Here is an 18267-nt window from a genome sequence, read left to right as displayed (position 1 = left end):
TCATAAGCGATAAAGGAGATACGCACTATGTCTTTTGTGAATACCGAAGTTCAGGGCGCCGTTGCGGTGGTCACCATCGACCGTCCCAAGGCCCTGAATGCCCTGAACCCCGAAGTTCTGGCCGACCTGAAAGCTGCTTTTGAGGGCATCGACCAGAACACCGTCCGCTGCGTCGTCCTGACCGGTGCAGGGGACAAGAGCTTCGTTGCCGGCGCCGACATCGGCTCCATGTCCACCATGACCAAGGCCGAGGGCGAGGCTTTCGGCAAGATGGGCAACGACATCTTCCTCATGATCGAGAACTTCCCACTGCCCGTCATCGCGGCAGTCAACGGCTTCGCTCTGGGCGGCGGCAATGAGCTGGCCATGAGCTGCGACATCCGCATCTGCTCCGACAACGCTGTCTTTGGTCAGCCGGAAGTGGGCCTGGGCATCACCCCCGGCTTCGGCGGCACCCAGCGTCTGGCCCGTCTGGTGGGCATGGGCATGGCCAAGCAGATGGTCTACTCCGCTCTCAACATCAAGGCGGACGAGGCCCTGCGCATCGGTCTGGTCAACGCGGTCTATCCTCAGGCTGAGCTGATGGACAACGCCATGAAGCTGGCTTCCAAGATCGCCAAGAACGCTCCCATTGCAGTCCGCAACTGCAAGAAGGCCATGAACGAGGGCATCAGCCTGCCCATGGACAAGGCCGTTGAGGTGGAGGAAAAGCTGTTCGGCGACTGCTTCGAGACCCACGACCAGGTGGAGGGCATGCAGTGCTTCCTGTCCAAGGAAAAGCCGAAGCCCAAAGCTGTTTTCACCAACAACTGATTTTTTCATATTACATTTTGGGAGGTTAACTACTATGAAGGTAGGCGTTATCGGCGCTGGCACCATGGGCCAGGGCATCGCGAAGGCATTTGCACAGTGTGAGGGCTACACCGTGGCCCTGTGCGACATCAAGCAGGAGTGGGCCGAGGGCGGCAAGGACAAGATCGCCAAGGGCTACGCCAAGCTGGTTGCCAAGGGCAAGCTGACCCAGGAGAAGGTTGACGCCATCCTGGCTGCCATCACCCCGGGCCTGAAAGAGGACCTGTGCGCAGACTGCGACCTCATCGTCGAGGCTGCTTTTGAGGATATGAAGGTCAAGCAGACCACCTTTGCCGAGCTGGACAAGATCTGCAAGCCGGAGTGCGTTTTTGCCTCCAACACCTCCAGCCTGTCCATCACCGAGATCGGCAAGGGCCTGTCCCGTCCCATGGTGGGCATGCACTTCTTCAACCCCGCCGACCGCATGAAGCTCATCGAGGTCATCGCCGGTGTCAACACCCCCGCCGAGACCGTTGAGACCATCAAGAAGATCTCCGTTGAGATCGGCAAGACCCCCGTTCAGGTCAATGAGGCTGCCGGCTTCGTCGTCAACCGCATCCTGATCCCCATGATCAATGAGGCTGCCTTCATCAAGATGGAGGGCGTTTCCGACATCGCCGGCATCGACGCCGCCATGAAGCTGGGCGCCAACCATCCCATGGGCCCCCTGGAGCTGGGCGACTTTGTTGGCCTGGATATCTGCCTGGCCATCATGGATGTCCTGTATAAGGAGACCGGCGACAGCAAGTACCGTGCCTGCCCGCTCATCCGCAAGATGGTCCGCGGCGGCAACCTGGGTTGCAAGACCGGTAAGGGCTTCTACGTTTACAATGCCGACCGCACCAAGACTCCGGTCGACGCGCTGTAAAATATAACGCGTTTCTCCCGCCGCCTTGCAGGGCGGCAGGAGAAATTTGTTTGCATAGGAGGTTGCATTTTATGGATTTTACTCTGTCCAAACAGCAGCAGATGGTACAGAAAATGTACAAGGAATTTGCTGAGAATGAAGTCAAGCCCCTGGCCAAGAAAGTCGACGCCGAGGAATACTTCCCTGTTGAGACCGTCAAGAAGATGGCCAAACTGGGCATGATGGGCATCTACTTCCCCAAAGAGGTCGGCGGCGCCGGCGGCGACGTGCTGTCCTACGTCATGGCCGTTGAGGAAATGAGCAAGGTCTGCGGCACCACGGGCGTTATCATCTCCGCCCACACTTCTCTGTGCGCTGCTCCCATCTTTGAGAACGGCACCCCCGAGCAGAAGGCCAAGTACCTGCCCAAGCTGTGCAGCGGCGAGTGGATCGGCGCTTTCGGCTTGACCGAGCCCGGCGCCGGCACCGACGCTCAGGGCCAGCAGACCTACGCTGTGGATGAGGGCGATCACTGGAAGCTCAACGGCTCCAAGATCTTCATCACCAACGCGGGCTACGCCAATGTGTTCATCATCATCGCAGTCACCGGCACCGTGCTGGACAAGCGCGGCCGCAAGCAGAAGGAGATCTCTGCGTTCATCGTTGAGCGCACCGACCCCGGCTTCAAGGTCGGCAAGCCCGAGGACAAGATGGGCATCCGTGGTTCCTCCACCTGCGAGCTGATCATGGAAGACTGCATCATCCCCAAGGATCGTCTGCTGGGCGTCAAGGGCAAGGGCTTCCAGCTGGCCATGGCTACCCTGGACGGCGGCCGTATCGGCATCGCTGCTCAGGCTCTGGGCATTGCTGAGGGCGCCATCGACGAGACCGTTGCTTACGTCAAGGAGCGCAAGCAGTTCGGCCGTTCCATCTCCGCTTTCCAGAACACCCAGTTCGAGCTGGCCGAGATGAAGGCCCGCGTGGACGCTGCCAAGTATCTGGTTTACGCTGCGGCTCAGAAGAAGCAGGCTGTCATGAACGGCGCCAAGGCCCGCTACAGCGTCGAGGCTGCCGAGGCCAAGCTGATCGCCGCCCGCACCGCCAGCGACGTGACCCGCCGCTGCCTGCAGCTGTTCGGCGGTTACGGCTATACCCGTGACTACCCCATCGAGCGGATGATGCGCGATGCCAAGATCACCGAGATCTACGAGGGCACCAGCGAAGTCCAGATGATGGTCATTTCCGGCGCGCTGCTGAAGTAAGGAGGCAAGACGTACAATGAAAGCTATCGTTTGTGTCAAACAGGTCCCTGATACCCAGGGCAAAGTTGCCGTCAAGCCGGACGGCACGATGGACCGTGCCGCCATGGCCACCATCACCAACCCCGACGACCTGAACGCCGTCGAGGCTGCTCTCCAGCTGAAGGAAGAGACCGGCTGCGAAGTCGTCGTCGTCACCATGGGCCCGCCCCCGGCCGAGGGCATGCTGCGTGAGCTGATCGCCCGCGGCGCTGACCGCGGCGTGCTGGTTTCCGGCCGTGAGTTCGGCGGTTCCGACACCTTCGCCACCAGCCAGATCCTGGCCGCTGCCGTCAACAAGATCGGCGTCGGTCCCGATGATATCGTCTTCTGCGGCCGTCAGGCCATCGACGGCGACACCGCTCAGGTCGGCCCCCAGATCGCTGAGAAGCTGCATCTGCCCCAGGTCACCTATGTCACCGAGATCAAGAAGGACGGCAACAGCCTGACCGTCAAGCGTCAGCTGGAAGACGGCTACATGGAGCTGAAGGTTCAGACTCCCTGCCTGCTGACCTGCATCAAGGAGCTCAACGAGCCCCGTTACATGAGCGTGTCCGGCATCTTCGAGTGCTACGACAAGCCCATCGATGTCTTTGACTACAACGCTCTGAAGGACGATCCCCTCATCGAGACCGACACCATCGGTCTGAAGGGCTCTCCGACGAACGTTTACAAGTCTTTCGCTCCCCCGGTCAAGGGCGCCGGCATGATGGTCGAGAGCGTCGGCCAGCTGGTCGGTATCCTGAACGACAAGCACCTGATTTGAGAGAGGAGAGAAAAACAATGGCTGAATTCAATGCAATGGATACCGCCGCTTTCAAAGGCGTATGGGTGTTCTGTGAGCAGCGCGAGGGCCAGATCCAGACCATCAGCTATCAGCTGCTGAGCGAAGGCCGCAAGCTGGCCAACGATCTGGGCGTTGAGCTGTGCGGCGTTGTTATGGGCAGCGAGCTCAATGAGGATTACATCAAGGCTCTGGGCGGTTACGGCGCTGACCGCGTCTACTACATCGACAGCCCCCTGCTGAAGGACTACACCACCGACGGCTATGCCAAGGTCCTGTGCGACCTGGTCATGGACAAGAAGCCCGAGATCGTTCTGATCGGCGCCACCAACCTGGGCCGCGACCTGGGCCCCCGCTGCGCAGCCCGTCTGCACACCGGCCTGACCGCCGACTGCACCCACCTGGATGTGGACGTGGAGAAGTACAAGAACTTCCTGCGCACCACCTCCAACATCGACGTGGACAACACCAAGTTCGAGGAGAACACCAACCTGAAGATGACCCGTCCTGCTTTCGGCGGTCACCTGATGGCTACCATCATCTGCCCCCGCTTCCGTCCGCAGATGTCCACCGTCCGTCCCGGCGTTATGCAGACCCAGCCCTACGATGAGGCCGGCGCTGCCAAGGTCGTCATCGAGAAGGTCACTCCCGCTCTGACCGCCGACGACATCCATGTGGAGATCCTGGACATCAAGAAGAGCGCCAAGAAGATGGTTGATCTGATCGGCGCCGACGTGGTCGTTTCCGTTGGCCGCGGCATCAGCTCCGATGTGGAGAAGGGCATTGCCCTGGCCGAGGAACTGGCCGGCGTTCTGGGCGGCGTCGTGGGCGCTTCCCGTGCCGTTACCGATGAAGGCTGGCTGTCCAGCGATCATCAGGTCGGCCAGACCGGCAAGACCGTCCATCCCCGCATCTACGTTGCTCTGGGCATCTCCGGTGCCATCCAGCACGTTGCCGGTATGCAGGACTCCGAGACCATCATCGCTGTCAACAAGAACGAGAGCGCGCCCATCTTCGATGTGGCTACCTACGGTATTGTGGGCGACCTGTTCAAGGTCGTTCCCGAGCTGATCAAGGAGATCCGCGCCATCAAGGCAGCTCAGTAACCTCTGATCCATCCCCTTAAAAGCACATTACACAGCAAACATCCCCCGGAAGGCATTCTCGCCCCTCCGGGGGATGTTTCTGTTTGTGTATGACATTGGGCCGCGGTATGGCCGAAGCGCCGTTTGGCGCATTTCGCCCAGCTGTGCCGGGGATACATTGGAACAGGGGAGCGGGACCCTTTGGCTCAGGGAAAAAAGCAGCACGGCAGAAAAACACAAAAAAGGCCCGTACCGTTGCCGGAGTTTCCGACGATGGTACGGACCTGCCGTCCGGCACAGATGCCGGGCGGGTTATTTGTTTTGGGGAAAATTACTGCATGCTGTGGCCTGCCGCACCCACAGTCTGGGGAACCCAGCAGCTGGCGCTGTCATCACCGGAAGCGGCGACAAAAGCATCGGCAATTTTTGTGGAGGTGACGGTCTCGGACAGGGCGGTGTCCACCATGACGAGCATGGCAATGTTGCCTGCGGCACCCACCTGAATGTCATCTGCCTGGGCACAGATCCACTTGGCAGGGTCAATGCCGGCGGCCATCTGGTCGGCCACCTCGGCAGCGTCCACACCGTCCTTGACTCGGACCAGTACCAGACTGTATGCCTGGCTGCCGATCATGGCCTCGGAGGCGACGGCGGCATCCAGGTCGGAGGCGTCCTCCAGGCCGGTGTAATAGGTGACCCAGGAAGCCTGGCTCAGATCAATGCCGCTGGTGGCGACCATAATGCCCGGATCTGCCGAAGCATAGATGCTGTCTACCAGCGCGGAAAGGTCGGCATCCGCTTCCACGGGCTCGGTGACGGCACCGGAGTCGCTGTCGGCAGTGTCGCCGCCTTCGGGCGGGGTGGCGGGCTCCTCGGGATCTACGTTGGTTTCGGGGGTGGACTCCGAGGTGGAAGCAGACTGGGAAGAGGAACTGTCCGAACCGGTGGACTGGGAGGACGCGGCGCTGCAGCCCGCAACGGTGAGGGCCATGGCAGCAGCACAGAGCAAAGCAAGCAGTTTCTTCATATGGTTTCTCCTTTCAAAATGCGGGGAAATCCCCGTCTTGGGGCAATGAGGAAGAACCTCCGGTCAGAATATCGGCCGGGGAAAAGCGGGCGTCCCAGGGCTCGGCGGGCAGGGAGTCAAAGACCAGTGCCCGGGGGCAGAGGAGGACGGCATGTCCCCCGAATCCGGCAAGAAAGCGGTCATAGTAGCCGCCGCCCCGTCCCAGCCGCACCCCGTCCCGGCTCACAGCCAGACAGGGCACCACAGCCAGTGCCCGGGCCCCCAGGTCAGCTGGGGCAAGCACCTGCCCGCCCAAAGGCTCCCGGATGCCCAGGGCATTGGGATGCAGGGTTTCCAGCGCGGAAATGCAGACGATCTCCATCTGTCCGCCGCCCAGCATCCGGGGCACACACAGACGCTTGCCGCCTGCCAGGGCTGCCTGCAGAATGGGCAGCGTGTCCACCTCGCTGGGCAGAGATACAAAGCAAAATACCGTGTCGGCAGCCTGCCAGTCGGGCCGGGCAAAGAGAGTGTGGGAAATCTCCCGTCCTGCCGCCTGCAAGGCCTCGGGAGAGAGGACTTGCAAACGTGCCTTTGCAGCGCGGCGGGCCGCCTGTTTGGCCTGGCGCAGATCGGAAAGAGCAGGGAACATGGCGGGCACCTCACTTCAGGACAGGGGATAGGGTACGGATTCCTGCCTATTGTAGCATGCCCCGGGGTGTTTGCACAAGACGCACACACCCGCTGCCGGGAGGCTTCTTTTTTTGACCCGCTGCCCATAAGGACGGAAATTTTGGATACCTGTTACACCGCACTCAAAAAAACAGCATCAAGGTTTGTTATACAGCAAAAATCCCGCGGGCGGAATGGGAAAGAACAGAAAAACAACACGGGATCGAGGCTTTTATCCGGCACGGCGGGGCAATGCGTTTTCCTGTTGCAGTCCGGAAAGAACAAACCGCAGGGATTTTGGGCCGGACAGAAGAAAAATTCTCTTACAATGGTTACAACCTGTTTGCAGACGCAGCTCCTGCGCTTGCACAGACGGCCAAAACAGAGTAGAATAACACTGTATCAGTAGAAGTATGCCCGGCTGTGCCGGACTTAATAATGTTCAGAGGAGTTGCGAAAGATGGGCAAGTTCAATTTTATTCAGACAGAGATTCCCGGCGTCGTCATCATCGAGCCGACCGTCTACGGCGATGACCGCGGTTATTTTATGGAGACCTATCAGGCGGACGAGTTCGCCGCCGCGGGCATTGACCGCAATTTCGTGCAGGACAACCAGAGCCGTTCCACCAAGGGCGTGCTGCGGGGCCTGCATTTCCAGAAGAACCACACCCAGGGCAAGCTGGTGCGCGTCACCCTGGGCGAGGTGTACGACGTGGCCGTCGATTGCCGCCCGGGCAGCGCCACCTTCGGCAAGTGGGTGGGGGTGACCCTCTCGGCGGACAACAAGCGGATGTTCTATATCCCCGAGGGCTTTGCCCATGGCTTCCTGGTCCTGTCCGACGTGGCCGAGTTCACCTACAAGTGCACCGATGTCTACGATCCCACCTCCGAGGGCGGCATCCCTTACGACGACCCCACCGTCAACGTCCAGTGGCCGGACTGCGGCTGCGAGCACAAGACCAGCGCCAAGGACAAGCAGCACGAGCCCTTTGCCGCACAGGATTTCGCCTGGTTTGCCAAGTACTGATCCGGTGGCCTGATTCACCCATCCACACCAAACCCGAAAGGCGGAACCTTTTTGCGTACCATCAAAAATTATTTTGTCGGCTTCTGGCGTTACCGCTATTTGCTGCAGAACCTGATCTCCCGGGACTTCAAGCTCAAATACCGCCGCAGTGTGCTGGGCGTGGCCTGGAGCGTGCTCAACCCCCTGCTGACCTGCCTGGTCATGTGGGCGGTGTTCGGCTCGCTGTTCAACAGCCGGGGGCAAGGCATTGAAAACTTCGCAGTCTTTCTCATCATCGGCCAGCTGATGTTCAACTTCTTCCGGGAGTCCACCACCATGGCCATGGAGAGCGTCCTGAAAAACGCCCCCCTCCTGCGCAAGGTCTACATCCCCAAGTATGTCTTCCCCCTGGAAAAGACCTGCTTCGCCCTGGTCAACTGCATTTTCAGTTTTGTGGCATTGCTCATCGTGGTGCTCATCACCCGGGCACCCCTGTCTCTGTCCACCGCCCTGCTGGCCATTTACCCGTTGGTCATGCTGTTTTTCTTCAGCCTGGGCATCGGCCTGCTGCTGTCGGCTCTGTATGTTTTTGTGCGGGACATCATGCACATCTGGGAGGTGTTCTGCACCCTGCTGGTCTACGGCAGCGCCATCTTCTATGACCCCACCCAGATGGGCATCGCCTGGGTACAGTATGCCATCAACCTCAATCCCATCTATTGGTATATCACCTCCTTCCGCAGCTGTGTCATGTGGGGGGAGGGCCTGACCCCCAACATGCTGCTCATCGACTTTCTGTGCGCGGCCCTCAGCATGACGCTGGGACTGTGGGTGTTCAAGGCCAATCAGGACAAGTTTGTCCTGTATATGTAAGGAGGGCGCAGTATGGACAGCAAAACGCCCATTATTTCCATCGAAAACGTCTCCATGCGCTTCAACCTGGCCAAGGAAAAGCACGAGAGCCTGAAAGAATACTTCATTGCCCTGACCCACGGCGGCATCCGCTTTGACGAGTTCTTCGCCCTCAAGGATGTCACCTTCGACATCATGCCCGGGGACTTCTACGGCCTCATCGGCCTGAACGGCAGCGGCAAATCCACCCTGCTCAAGATCATCTCCGGTGTCTACAAGCCCTCCTCCGGCAAGGTGACGGTGCGGGGCACCATCGCCCCCCTCATCGAGCTGGGCGCTGGCTTTGACATGGACCTCACAGCCCGGGAGAACATCTTCCTCAACGGTACGGTGCTGGGCTATACCCCCAAGTACATCCGCTCCAAGTTTGACGAGATCGTGGACTTCAGCGAGCTGAAGGATTTTCTGGATGTGCCGCTGAAAAACTACTCCAGCGGCATGGTGGCCCGTCTGGCCTTTGCCATCGCCACCATGACCAAGCCGGACATCCTCATTGCCGACGAGATTCTGTCGGTGGGCGACTTCCTCTTCCAGCAGAAGTGTGAAAAGCGCATGGCCGAGCTCATGAGCGGCGGCACCACCGTCATTCTGGTCAGCCACTCCATCGAGCAGATCGAGCGCATGTGCAACAAGGTGGCCTGGCTGGACCACGGCCATCTGCGCCGCAACGGCCCCACCGGGCCCATCGCGGAGGAGTACCGCCATTTCAAGAAGCAGGACAGCATGAAGGCGGAAAAGCCGGAATAAGCCTGTCCCGTCCGAACCTTTCCCTGCGCCGGGCCCCGTGTCCGCCGCAAACCGGGTATGTCCCACAGGGCGAAGTCTGCCCGTCCGTTCTCCATGGGCGGCAATGGCTTCGCCCTTTTGCCGGGCTGCCCGCAGTATAGAATGCAGGAGTTTTTATGGATCAGAATCCGCAGGATCAAAACCGTCCGGCCGATGTCGCCGCACCGGACAGTGTGGGAGGCATGGCCAAACGCCTGATGAACCCGGCCCACCTCAAGGACCTGGCATCCCGCAGTGTCCAGACGCTGCAGGAGGAGGGGGCCGAGCAGCTCTGGCGGGATGTGACCTTCCGGGTAGGGCTGGCTTTTCATCATGACGGCTGGCGCCACCGGGCCGATATTCCGCTGCGCCGCACCCTCCGCGCCCAGCGTGCCGAAAACCTGCAGGGGCCGTGCATCTCGGTGGTGGTGCCGGTGTACAACACGCCCATGCCCTTTTTCAAGCAGATGGTGCAGAGCGTCCTCCGCCAGACCTACCGCAACTGGCAGCTGGTGCTGATGGATGCCTCCGACGAGGACCACCCCCAGCCCGGGGAGCTGGCCCGCAGTCTGGCCGCCAAGGATGACCGCATCCTCTATGACAAGATCGACAACGGCGGCATTGCGGCCAACACCACGGCGGGCTTCGAGGCCGCCACAGGGGAGGCGGTGGCCCTGCTGGACCACGACGACCTGCTCTATCCCAACGCCCTGTATGAATGTGCCAAAGCCCTCAACGACGGGGCCGACTTTGTCTATTCCGACGAGATCGTCCTCTCGGCGGACCTGAAAAAACTGGGCGGCTACCACTTCAAGCCGGACTTTGCCCCCGACTATCTGCGGGGCTGCAACTATATCACCCATCTGGCGGTGTTCACCCGGTCGCTGCTGGATTCGGTGGGGGCCGCCGAGTACAGCGAGTTCGACGGCGCCCAGGATCATGACCTGTTCCTCCGCCTCACCGAGCGGGCCAAAAAGATCGTGCACATCAAAAAGGTGCTGTATGTCTGGCGGGGGCACGCCGGGTCCACGGCCGCCGGCATGGAGGCAAAGCCCTATGCGGTGGAGGCGGGGGTCCGGGCGGTGGACGCCCAGCTGGCCCGGCTGGGCCTGCGGGGCAAGGCTATGCCCGCCCCCGACGCCCCGGGTGCCTTTCAGGTGCGGTATGAGCTCAACGGCCGTCCGCTGGTCAGCGTGCTGATCCCCAACAAGGACCACACCGACGACCTGGACCGCTGCCTGCGCAGCCTTTATAAAAATGCAGGCTACGATAATTTTGAGGTGCTGGTCATCGAGAACAACTCCACCGACCCGGCCACCTTCGACTATTATGAAAAGATCCTGGCCGACCCGTCCATGCCCCGCTGCAAGGTGGTGCACTACCACGGGGCATTCAACTTCTCGGCCATCAACAACTTCGGCGCCCGGTATGCCAGCGGCGAATACCTGCTGCTCCTCAACAACGACATTGAGATCCTCTCCCACGACTTTGTGCGGGAGCTGCTCAGTTACGCTCAGCGGGCGGATGTGGGAGCCGTGGGGGCCAAGCTCTACTATCCCGACGACACCATCCAGCATGCGGGGGTGCTCATGGGCATCAACGGCAGCGCGGGCCACAGCCACAAGAGCTATCCCCGCAAGGCGGTGGGGGACTTGTACCGTCTGGTCACCACCCAGGACTATATGGCCGTCACCGGGGCCTGCCTTATGACCCGGGCCTGCCTCTACCGTCAAATGGGCGGGCTGGATGAGAAGGATTTCGCCGTGGCCTACAACGATGTGGATTACTGCCTCAAGCTGTGGAAGCGAGGCCTTTTGAACGTCTACACCCCCCGGGCCGAGGCCTACCACTACGAGAGCAAGAGCCGGGGCCTGGACACCACCGGGGAGAACGCCCGCCGCTACGAGCGGGAGAAGGCCGCCTTCTACAACAAGTATCACCAGTGGATTGATAACTACGATCCGTATTATAATCCGCATTTCAACAATCTGTATGAAAATTTCGGCCTGAAATAAGCCGATCTGCCGTCCATCCTTCCCGAACCAAAGGAGAACAGGGCCATGCCGCAAAACAACACTGCCGATTCCAAACAGCTGCCCTCCGCCAAGGTGGAGACAATTCTGGGCTGCGCCTGGACCGCTTACCGCAGCCATCTCACCGCCCTGGTGCTGCTGGGGGCAGAGATGGGCATCCTCAATGTGGTGGTCAATCTGCTGCCCACCCTGCCCCGGCTGGGGCTGAGCTTTCTGCTCTATCCCGTGGTGGTTCTGGGCCTTTACCGGGCCTGCCTGGAAGCCCTTTGCGGCAAGGCACCCCGTCCGGGCCTGCTGCTGTGCGGGGCAAAGTCCCTGCGAGGTTACGGGCAGTCCCTTATGCTGGGATTGCCCGCTCTGGCCATTGAGCTGCTGGCGCTGCTGGCCTCTGTGGCGGTGGCGGGGCTGAACCAGACGGCCGACCAGGACCCCAACCAGATGACGCTGAGCCTCTCGGTCTCGGTGGGCATGCTGCTAGTGCGGGTATGGTACCTCTACCGGTTCAGCCTGCTGGAGTACAGCTGGCTTACCGGCCGGGCAAAAACGCTGCCTGCGGCGGTGGACCTGACCGTGAAAAAGACCCGCGGCACCTTCGGCTATGCGGTGCGGTTCGGCATCGGGCTGCTGCTTTGCTATCTGCCGGTGCTCGCGGCGGGCAGCGCGGCGGATGCCCTCATCCTCCGGGCCGGGATGGATGCCGCCACGGCCCTGTCGGTGAGCGTGACGGTGCGCATTGTCCTGAACGCCGCCATGCCTTTTTATGTCATGGCGGCCATGGCCTTTGCCGCCAGCTATTTTGACGGAATCAAACAGGAATTTTCTTCCACAGAGGGATTGGTATGAACCTGAAGCTCAAACGCATGCGGGAACTGTTGGGTTACGCCCGCACCCTGACCAAAGAGCAGGGGGCAGGGGCCATGCTGCATCGGGCAGCGGGCTTTGCCGCCCGGCGGTTGCTGCCTCATCGGGGACGGTATCTGCCCTCCAAAAAGGCACTGGCCGCCCAGCGGGCGGAGGATACCTCGGAGTTCCCCGTCATCTGCATCCTGACGCCGCTGTACAACACCCCGCCCAAATATCTGGAGCGGTTTCTGGGCAGTGTGCAGGCCCAGACCTGCGGCAGATGGCAGCTCTGCCTGGCCGATGCCTCGGACGAGGCCCACGCCTATGTGGGGGAGACTGTCCGCCGCCGTGCCGAGGCAGACCCCCGCATCCGCTACCGCAAGATCGACAACGCCGGCATTGCAGCCAACACCAACGCCGCCGCCCAGCTGGCGGAGGGGCCCTACCTGGCCCTGGCCGACCACGACGACGAGCTGGCCCCCCACGCCATCTACACCATGGGCCGGGCCATTGCAGAGGGGGAGGCTGCCGGGGCAAAGCCGCAGTTTCTCTACAGCGACGAGGCCCTCTTCCGCCGCACCCCCAAAGACGCCTATGTGGGGCACTTCAAGCCGGACTACGCGCCGGAGTACCTTATGGCCTGCAACTACATCTGCCACCTGGCGGTGTTTGAAAAATCCCTCTTTGAGGCGGTGGGCGGGGAGCGTCCTGCCTGTGACGGCGCCCAGGACCACGACCTTTTTCTGCGCATGATGGACGAGATGCAGCGCCATGACCCCGCCGCCGCACCGGTGCATCTGCCCCAGGTGCTCTATTACTGGCGGGTGCACGCGGCTTCCACCAGCGGCGGCACCGGGGCCAAGCCTTATGTGGTGCAGGCAGCCCAGAAGGCGGTGGCCGACCACCTGACCGCCGCCGGCCGCAAGGGCAGTGTGGAGGAGGGCAAATTCTCCGGCCTTTGCCATGTGCGGTGGGAGCTGCCCGACCCGCAGCCCCTGGTCAGCATCCTTATCCCCAACAAGGACCACACCGACGACCTGGAAAAGTGCCTGCACAGCCTTTATGCCCGCACCAACTACGACCGGTTCGAGGTCATCGTCATCGAGAACAACTCCACCGACAAGGCGACTTTCGACTATTATAAGACGCTGCCCCAGCGGTACGAGGACTGCCGGGTGGTCCGGTATGAGGGCGGCTTCAACTTCTCAGCCATCAACAACTTTGGGCGAAAGGCGGCAAAGGGCGACTTCCTGCTGCTGCTCAACAACGATGTGGAAATCCTCAGCCACGACTGGCTGGGGGAGATGGTGGGGGAGGCCATTCAGCCCGGGGTGGCGGCCTGCGGCGCCATGCTCTACTATCCCGACGATACCATCCAGCACGCGGGGGTCATCACCGGGCTGGGGGGCTATGCGGGGCACAGCCACAAGTACCATCGCCGTGGGGCCAGCGGGTATATGTTCCGCCTGGCCACCGTGCAGGACTACTCCGCCGTGACCGCTGCCTGCCTGCTGGTCCGCACCGAAGTGTACGACGCTCTCAACGGCCTGGACGAGGAGTTCACCGTGGCCTTCAACGATGTGGACTTCTGCCTGCGCATCCGTGAGGCGGGCTGGCGTATTGCATGGACCCCCTATGCCGAGCTCTACCACTATGAGAGCAAGAGCCGCGGCTCTGACGAGAAGGACCCTGTCAAAAAGGCCCGCTTCGACGCCGAGCGCGCCCGTCTCTACGCCCGCCATGGCCGGGAAAACATCCTCCGCGACCCCTATTACAGCCCGTCCCTGTCCCTGGACTATGAGGACTTCCGGGAGAGCGCCGACCTGCGCAACCTGAAAAACGCCGGCATGCAGCTGTGACTGTAGCTGCCGTACCCCGCTGACGGCAGAGAAACCGGACAAGAGAAAACGATAAAACAACGCCGCCCGCGGCAGGGAAAACTCCCCGCTGCAGGCGGCGTTGCTGTTTGGATTGCGAAAAGGATAACCTGCGCAGAGAGCAAACCCTCAGCGCTTGATGTCGTAGTTCATGTTCATCAGTTCGCGGATCGCCTTGGCGTCGTCGGTGATGTTGGCGTCGCCGTGGATGGTGTGCTTGATGGCGCTGCTGGCCACCGCAAAGTTGATCATGTCCATGGGCTTGTAATTGTTCATCATGGCGTAGATCAGGCCGCTGGCAAAAGCGTCGCCGCCGCCCACGCGGTCGAGAATGTTGAAGGTGAAGAGCTTGCTCTCAAAGGTATGGCCCTCGTACCACATAAAGGCCTTGAGGCTGTTCTCGGAGCCGGAATGGGCGTACCGCACATGGCGGGCAATGCAGGTGAGGTTGGGATAACGCTCAATGAAATGCTGGAAGACCTCGTCCTCCTGTTCGTAGCTGGGCTGCAGGGGAACGCCGTCCTTCCAGTCGCCCTTGGCGTGATCGTCCTCGTCCTTCCACAGGTGGTAGGGCTCGATGCCGAACAGTACATTAACGTAGGGCAGGCATTCGGTGCAGTAATCCCGGGCTTCCTCCCAGGTCCACAGGGCACTGCGGAAGTTGCCGTCAAAGCTGATGGTCAGGCCCTTGGCCTGAGCAACTTTCAGGCAGTCGGTGATGAGCTGGCGGCAGTTGGGGCCCAGCGCCGGGGTGATGCCGCTCAGGTGCAGCCAGTCATAGCCGTCCAGCAGAGCGTCCAGGTCCACGGAGGAGTAGTCATACTCGGTGAAGGCACTGTGCTTGCGGTCGTAGGTGACCTTGCTGGCGCGGATGCCGTAGCCGGTCTCCAGATAATAAGTACCCAGACGATGGGTGGGGGTCTCCTCCGGGGTGGAAAGGATCATGGGCGTGCAGTGCACGTCGTTGGACCGCAGCCAGCGCACCGCGCTCTTGCCCAGGCTGTTGTTGGGCACCACGCTGAAAAAGGTGCTGTCGATGCCCAGGTTGGCCAGAGCCAGGGCGATGTTTGCCTCGCTGCCGCCGTAGCTGGCCTCAAAGTTGCTGGCCATGCGGATTTTTTCGTAGTTGGGCGGGGTGAGGCGGAGCATGATCTCGCCGATGGTGATGAACTTTTCGGAACTGTTGCCGCGCAGCAGGGGATTGTAGTGCTCCATGAAATGACCTCCTCAAATACGGGGCCGCAATCTCCGGAAGCCGTGCCGGGCAGGCAAGGTGACTTTCCGGGCTGCGGTGTGCCGGACATTCGTTTATGTATCTTTATTGTACCGTTTTTGCACAAATGTTTCAACTGCCCGGACAAAGTTTCTTGCCCGGCGGAAAACAGGCACAGAAAACGCCGGACAGCGGTAAGCTGGTCCGGCGGGATTCGGTTTATTCTTTGGATGGGGCGGCGTGGGAACGCTCCATTTTCAGGCAGGCGGCCAGGTAGGAGATCTGCCCCACACCCCAGGGGATCAGCGCGGCCAGCACCGGCAGCGGGCCGATGGGCAGATACAGGTTGACAAGCACCATGGCGATCCAGACGATCATGGATGTCCGGGAGGTCACAAGAAAACTGGAATAGGCGGCCTGACCGATGCGCTGACGTTCGGCCTCGTCACAGCTGGCCAGCCATTTTTTCTGGAACTTGAAATCGTAGACGCTGCCCTGCTTTTCGGGGTTGATGCGCCGGGTCAGGTCCACCACCCGCTGCTGGGTGAACAGAACGAGGAAGGTGACCGCCAGAAGCCCGACGATGGCTGCCAGCAGAGCAATGTAGTCCGCATAGCCCAGAGGAATCAGGGACACCACCACCGAAAAGACTGCGAAGGCAAAAAACTGGGATGCCGTCGCCCAGAGGATGCTCCAGGACAGCAGATGCTCGGCGGGCTCCAGCGCATCTTCGTCCTCACCGTCCCAGGAGGCAAAGGCAGCCTTGCCCCGGCGGTAGCAGACCATGCTGCCCGCCCAGAACAGCAGGGCGCACAGCACGGCCCAGGGCGAGCAGGTACCCAGAGCGACGCCCAGATGGCGGATGATTTCATCCCGCGAAGGATTTTCCATGATCCAGGTGACAGCAGTGCCCAACGCTCCACCCGCAAACAGCGCGACAATGAGAACGGCCACAAATTTCGGCCAGTTTTTGCGGTTATCCCGGGCGACGGGGTCCTGCATGTTAGGTTGTTTCATCCGATGATTCCTCCTCATAGCGGAAAATGTCCTCCACGGTCACGCCGCAGAGTTTGGCCAGCTTGAGCGCCAGCGTGACCGACGGGGAATAATCCCCCCGCTCGATCTGGCTGATGGTCTGCCGCGAGACCCCGGCCATGGCGCCCATCTGCTGCTGGTTGACACCCAGCCGGGCGCGGTGCTCCTTGAGGCGATTGTACAGCGGCATCCGCCCACCTCCTTTTTATGACAAGCAATTTTGTCAAAATGACAATTTTTCTTGTCAAATCCATCTTAGCATTGACAAGGAAAGTTGTCAACACACAAAACAAAAATCCGCCGTACCCTACAGCGCGTTCACTGATGGTACGGCGGATGATTTGATTGATTAAGAAACTGCCTGCGAAACAGCTTTACGCCCTGGGGGCGAAGCGGTAGACGACGGCCTCATAGGGGCGCAGGGTCATGTGAGGAGCGAAGGGCTGTTCCGGCCAGTTGCCGATGAGCAGCCGGGCGTCCTGGCCTTGGGGAGCGGGCAGGGTGACCCGGGCAGGTTCGGCGTAAAAGTTGCAGGCTACCACCAGGGTCTCGTCACCCAGGGTGCGGGTATAGGCGTAAACGTTGGGATTGCCCGGCTCCACCGGAGCATAGAGCCCGGACTGGATGACCGGATACTCCTTGCGCAGTGCCACAAGGCGGCGGTAGTAATTGAGCACCGAGTCGGGATCGGCAGCCTCCGCAGCAGCGTTGATGGTGTCGGTGTTGGGGTTGACGGCCAGCCAGGGGGTACCGGTGGTAAAGCCGCCCCGGGCGCTGCCGTCCCACTGCATGGGAGTGCGGCCGTTGTCCCGGGAGCGGGCACCCAGAATGGCGTAGATCTCCTCGTCGGGCATGCCCTGTTCTTTGAGAATGTGGTAGCGGTTGGTGCTCTCCACATCCCTGTACTGGCGGATATCGGTAAAGTGGGCGTTGGTCATGCCCAGTTCCTCGCCCTGATAGATGTAGGGGGTGCCCCGCAGCATATGGATGGCGGTGCCCAGCATTTTGGCCGAGACATCATGGTACTGCCCCTCGTCCCCAAAACGGGACACAATGCGGGGCTGGTCATGGTTGCACCAGAACACCGCGTTCCAGCCGTGTTTGGCCTGCATGCCCAGCTGCCACTTGTCCAGCAGGCCTTTCAGCTCTCCAAAGCGGTTGGGTTCCAGCTGCCACTTGTCTCCGTTTTTGTAGTCGGTTTTCAGGTGGTGGAAGCTGAACACCATGGACAGCTCTCCCTCGGCGGGATCGGTGTAGCGGACACAGTTTTCCAGGCTGGTGGAAGACATTTCCCCCACCGTCACCACATCGGCGCATTTGCCGAAGCCCCGGGCGTTGAGCAGCTTGAGATATTCGTGGATGCGGGGGCCGTCGGTGTAAAAGCGGCGGCCGTCCCCGGCGTTGTCGTCGGTGTAGGCGTCGGGCTTGGAAATCAGGTTGACCACGTCGAAGCGGAAGGCGCGCACGCCCTTGTCCTCCCAGAAATGCAGGATGTCGAACAGCTCCTGCCGGACCTCGGGGTTTTCCCAGTTGAGGTCGGCCTGGGTGCGGTCGAACAGATGCAGGTAGTATTTGCCCACATGTTCTTCCCACTGCCAGGCGGAGCCGCCGAACTTGGACTCCCAGTTGGTGGGAGGCGTGCCGGGCACGCCGTCCTTCCAGATGTAATAGTCCAGGTATTTCTGTTCCCCGGCAATGGCCCGGCGGAACCATTCGTGGTCGGTGGAGGTGTGGTTGAACACCATGTCCAGCATGATGCGGATGCCCCGCTTTTCCGCCTCGGCACACAGTGTCTCAAAATCCTGCATGGTGCCGTATTCGGGATTGATGGCGCGGTAATTCGCCACATCGTAGCCGTTGTCCCGCTGAGGGGAAGGGTAGATGGGGGTCAGCCACAGATAGTCCACGCCCAGCCCTGCCAGATAGTCCAGGCGGCTGGTGATACCGGGCAGATCGCCGATACCGTCGCCGTTGGAATCCTGAAAGCTCTTGACATAGATCTGGTAGACGACCTTACCGCCCAACTGGTTCTGGGTCAT

Annotated in this window: 17 protein-coding genes; 11 read left to right on the top strand and 6 right to left on the bottom strand. The window is 60.9% G+C overall.

Features of this window, described 5'->3' with window-relative positions; all coding sequences use genetic code 11:
- Positions 1 to 27 precede the first annotated feature (27 nt).
- From INF35_RS06175 to acrA, 5 genes are all read left to right on the top strand, one after another.
- Positions 28 to 813: an enoyl-CoA hydratase-related protein gene (locus INF35_RS06175; protein WP_193500664.1), complete on the top strand. Its 786-nt coding sequence runs from the start codon at positions 28 to 30 to the stop codon at positions 811 to 813.
- Between the two features lie 34 nt (positions 814 to 847).
- A complete protein-coding gene (locus tag INF35_RS06170; RefSeq protein ID WP_193500663.1) occupies positions 848 to 1720 on the top strand; it encodes a 3-hydroxyacyl-CoA dehydrogenase family protein in 873 nt (290 codons plus the stop codon).
- 71 nt (positions 1721 to 1791) lie between these two features.
- Positions 1792 to 2961 carry an acyl-CoA dehydrogenase family protein gene (locus INF35_RS06165; RefSeq protein WP_193500662.1) on the top strand — a complete coding sequence of 390 codons (1170 nt, stop codon included), beginning with the start codon at positions 1792 to 1794 and terminating at the stop codon, positions 2959 to 2961.
- 16 nt (positions 2962 to 2977) lie between these two features.
- Positions 2978 to 3763: an acryloyl-CoA reductase electron transfer subunit gamma gene (acrB, locus tag INF35_RS06160; protein WP_193500661.1), complete on the top strand. Its 786-nt coding sequence runs from the start codon at positions 2978 to 2980 to the stop codon at positions 3761 to 3763.
- 17 nt (positions 3764 to 3780) lie between these two features.
- The gene (gene acrA / locus INF35_RS06155) at positions 3781 to 4887 is read left to right on the top strand and encodes an acryloyl-CoA reductase electron transfer subunit beta (protein WP_193500660.1); all 1107 of its coding nucleotides are present in this window, start codon (positions 3781 to 3783) and stop codon (positions 4885 to 4887) included.
- A 310-nt stretch (positions 4888 to 5197) separates the two neighbouring features.
- Here the strand turns inward: acrA and INF35_RS06150 are convergent, their stop codons facing one another.
- Both INF35_RS06150 and INF35_RS06145 read right to left on the bottom strand, forming a co-directional pair.
- Positions 5198 to 5893: a hypothetical protein gene (locus INF35_RS06150; protein ID WP_193500659.1), complete on the bottom strand. Its 696-nt coding sequence runs from the start codon at positions 5891 to 5893 to the stop codon at positions 5198 to 5200.
- 13 nt (positions 5894 to 5906) lie between these two features.
- Positions 5907 to 6524, bottom strand: coding sequence for a 5-formyltetrahydrofolate cyclo-ligase (locus tag INF35_RS06145; RefSeq protein WP_193500658.1), 618 nt, complete (start codon positions 6522 to 6524; stop codon positions 5907 to 5909).
- 480 nt (positions 6525 to 7004) lie between these two features.
- Here INF35_RS06145 and rfbC point away from each other — a divergent pair, with 480 nt between their 5' ends.
- From rfbC to INF35_RS06115, 6 genes are all read left to right on the top strand, one after another.
- Positions 7005 to 7571, top strand: coding sequence for a dTDP-4-dehydrorhamnose 3,5-epimerase (rfbC, locus tag INF35_RS06140; protein ID WP_193500657.1), 567 nt, complete (start codon positions 7005 to 7007; stop codon positions 7569 to 7571).
- Positions 7572 to 7622: 51 nt separating this feature from the next.
- Positions 7623 to 8423 (top strand): ABC transporter permease, encoded by an 801-nt coding sequence (locus INF35_RS06135; protein ID WP_193500656.1) that lies wholly within the window; start codon positions 7623 to 7625, stop codon positions 8421 to 8423.
- A gap of 12 nt (positions 8424 to 8435) precedes the next feature.
- A complete protein-coding gene (locus tag INF35_RS06130) occupies positions 8436 to 9209 on the top strand; it encodes an ABC transporter ATP-binding protein (RefSeq protein ID WP_193500655.1) in 774 nt (257 codons plus the stop codon).
- A gap of 155 nt (positions 9210 to 9364) precedes the next feature.
- Positions 9365 to 11242, top strand: coding sequence for a glycosyltransferase family 2 protein (locus tag INF35_RS06125; protein ID WP_193500654.1), 1878 nt, complete (start codon positions 9365 to 9367; stop codon positions 11240 to 11242).
- Between the two features lie 45 nt (positions 11243 to 11287).
- Positions 11288 to 12103, top strand: a complete 816-nt coding sequence (locus tag INF35_RS06120; protein WP_193500653.1) for a hypothetical protein — start codon at positions 11288 to 11290, stop codon at positions 12101 to 12103.
- Positions 12100 to 13962, top strand: coding sequence for a glycosyltransferase family 2 protein (locus INF35_RS06115; RefSeq protein ID WP_193500652.1), 1863 nt, complete (start codon positions 12100 to 12102; stop codon positions 13960 to 13962). Before INF35_RS06120 ends, INF35_RS06115 begins: the two co-directional genes overlap by 4 nt.
- A 147-nt stretch (positions 13963 to 14109) precedes the next feature.
- On the opposite strand, the gene INF35_RS06110 is transcribed toward INF35_RS06115, so the two are convergent.
- The 4 genes from INF35_RS06110 to treC form a co-directional block, all read right to left on the bottom strand.
- Entirely contained in the window at positions 14110 to 15195 is a 1086-nt protein-coding gene (locus tag INF35_RS06110; protein ID WP_193500651.1) for a sugar kinase, read from the bottom strand.
- A gap of 217 nt (positions 15196 to 15412) precedes the next feature.
- Positions 15413 to 16210: a DUF3169 family protein gene (locus INF35_RS06105; RefSeq protein ID WP_193500650.1), complete on the bottom strand. Its 798-nt coding sequence runs from the start codon at positions 16208 to 16210 to the stop codon at positions 15413 to 15415.
- The gene (locus INF35_RS06100; protein ID WP_193500649.1) at positions 16197 to 16418 is read right to left on the bottom strand and encodes a helix-turn-helix transcriptional regulator; all 222 of its coding nucleotides are present in this window, start codon (positions 16416 to 16418) and stop codon (positions 16197 to 16199) included. The genes INF35_RS06105 and INF35_RS06100 overlap by 14 nt, the downstream gene beginning before the upstream one ends.
- 184 nt (positions 16419 to 16602) lie before the next feature.
- The gene (gene treC, locus INF35_RS06095; RefSeq protein WP_193500648.1) at positions 16603 to 18267 is read right to left on the bottom strand and encodes an alpha,alpha-phosphotrehalase; all 1665 of its coding nucleotides are present in this window, start codon (positions 18265 to 18267) and stop codon (positions 16603 to 16605) included.

Source organism: Gemmiger gallinarum, from assembly GCF_014982805.1.
GTDB lineage: Bacteria > Bacillota > Clostridia > Oscillospirales > Ruminococcaceae > Gemmiger > Gemmiger gallinarum.
This window is presented reverse-complemented; position numbering and strand designations above follow the sequence as displayed.

Excerpts from the sequence above, each read along its gene's own strand:
- INF35_RS06175 (WP_193500664.1), top strand. The coding sequence starts at position 28 with ATGTCTTTTGTGAATACCGAAGTTCAGGGCGCCGTTGCGGTGGTCACC.
- INF35_RS06170 (WP_193500663.1), top strand. The coding sequence starts at position 848 with ATGAAGGTAGGCGTTATCGGCGCTGGCACCATGGGCCAGGGCATCGCG.
- INF35_RS06165 (WP_193500662.1), top strand. The coding sequence starts at position 1,792 with ATGGATTTTACTCTGTCCAAACAGCAGCAGATGGTACAGAAAATGTAC.
- acrB (WP_193500661.1), top strand. The coding sequence starts at position 2,978 with ATGAAAGCTATCGTTTGTGTCAAACAGGTCCCTGATACCCAGGGCAAA.
- acrA (WP_193500660.1), top strand. The coding sequence starts at position 3,781 with ATGGCTGAATTCAATGCAATGGATACCGCCGCTTTCAAAGGCGTATGG.
- INF35_RS06150 (WP_193500659.1), bottom strand. The coding sequence starts at position 5,893 with ATGAAGAAACTGCTTGCTTTGCTCTGTGCTGCTGCCATGGCCCTCACC.
- INF35_RS06145 (WP_193500658.1), bottom strand. The coding sequence starts at position 6,524 with ATGTTCCCTGCTCTTTCCGATCTGCGCCAGGCCAAACAGGCGGCCCGC.
- rfbC (WP_193500657.1), top strand. The coding sequence starts at position 7,005 with ATGGGCAAGTTCAATTTTATTCAGACAGAGATTCCCGGCGTCGTCATC.
- INF35_RS06130 (WP_193500655.1), top strand. The coding sequence starts at position 8,436 with ATGGACAGCAAAACGCCCATTATTTCCATCGAAAACGTCTCCATGCGC.
- INF35_RS06125 (WP_193500654.1), top strand. The coding sequence starts at position 9,365 with ATGGATCAGAATCCGCAGGATCAAAACCGTCCGGCCGATGTCGCCGCA.
- INF35_RS06120 (WP_193500653.1), top strand. The coding sequence starts at position 11,288 with ATGCCGCAAAACAACACTGCCGATTCCAAACAGCTGCCCTCCGCCAAG.
- INF35_RS06115 (WP_193500652.1), top strand. The coding sequence starts at position 12,100 with ATGAACCTGAAGCTCAAACGCATGCGGGAACTGTTGGGTTACGCCCGC.
- INF35_RS06110 (WP_193500651.1), bottom strand. The coding sequence starts at position 15,195 with ATGGAGCACTACAATCCCCTGCTGCGCGGCAACAGTTCCGAAAAGTTC.
- INF35_RS06105 (WP_193500650.1), bottom strand. The coding sequence starts at position 16,210 with ATGAAACAACCTAACATGCAGGACCCCGTCGCCCGGGATAACCGCAAA.
- INF35_RS06100 (WP_193500649.1), bottom strand. The coding sequence starts at position 16,418 with ATGCCGCTGTACAATCGCCTCAAGGAGCACCGCGCCCGGCTGGGTGTC.
- treC (WP_193500648.1), bottom strand. The coding sequence starts at position 18,267 with ATGACCCAGAACCAGTTGGGCGGTAAGGTCGTCTACCAGATCTATGTC.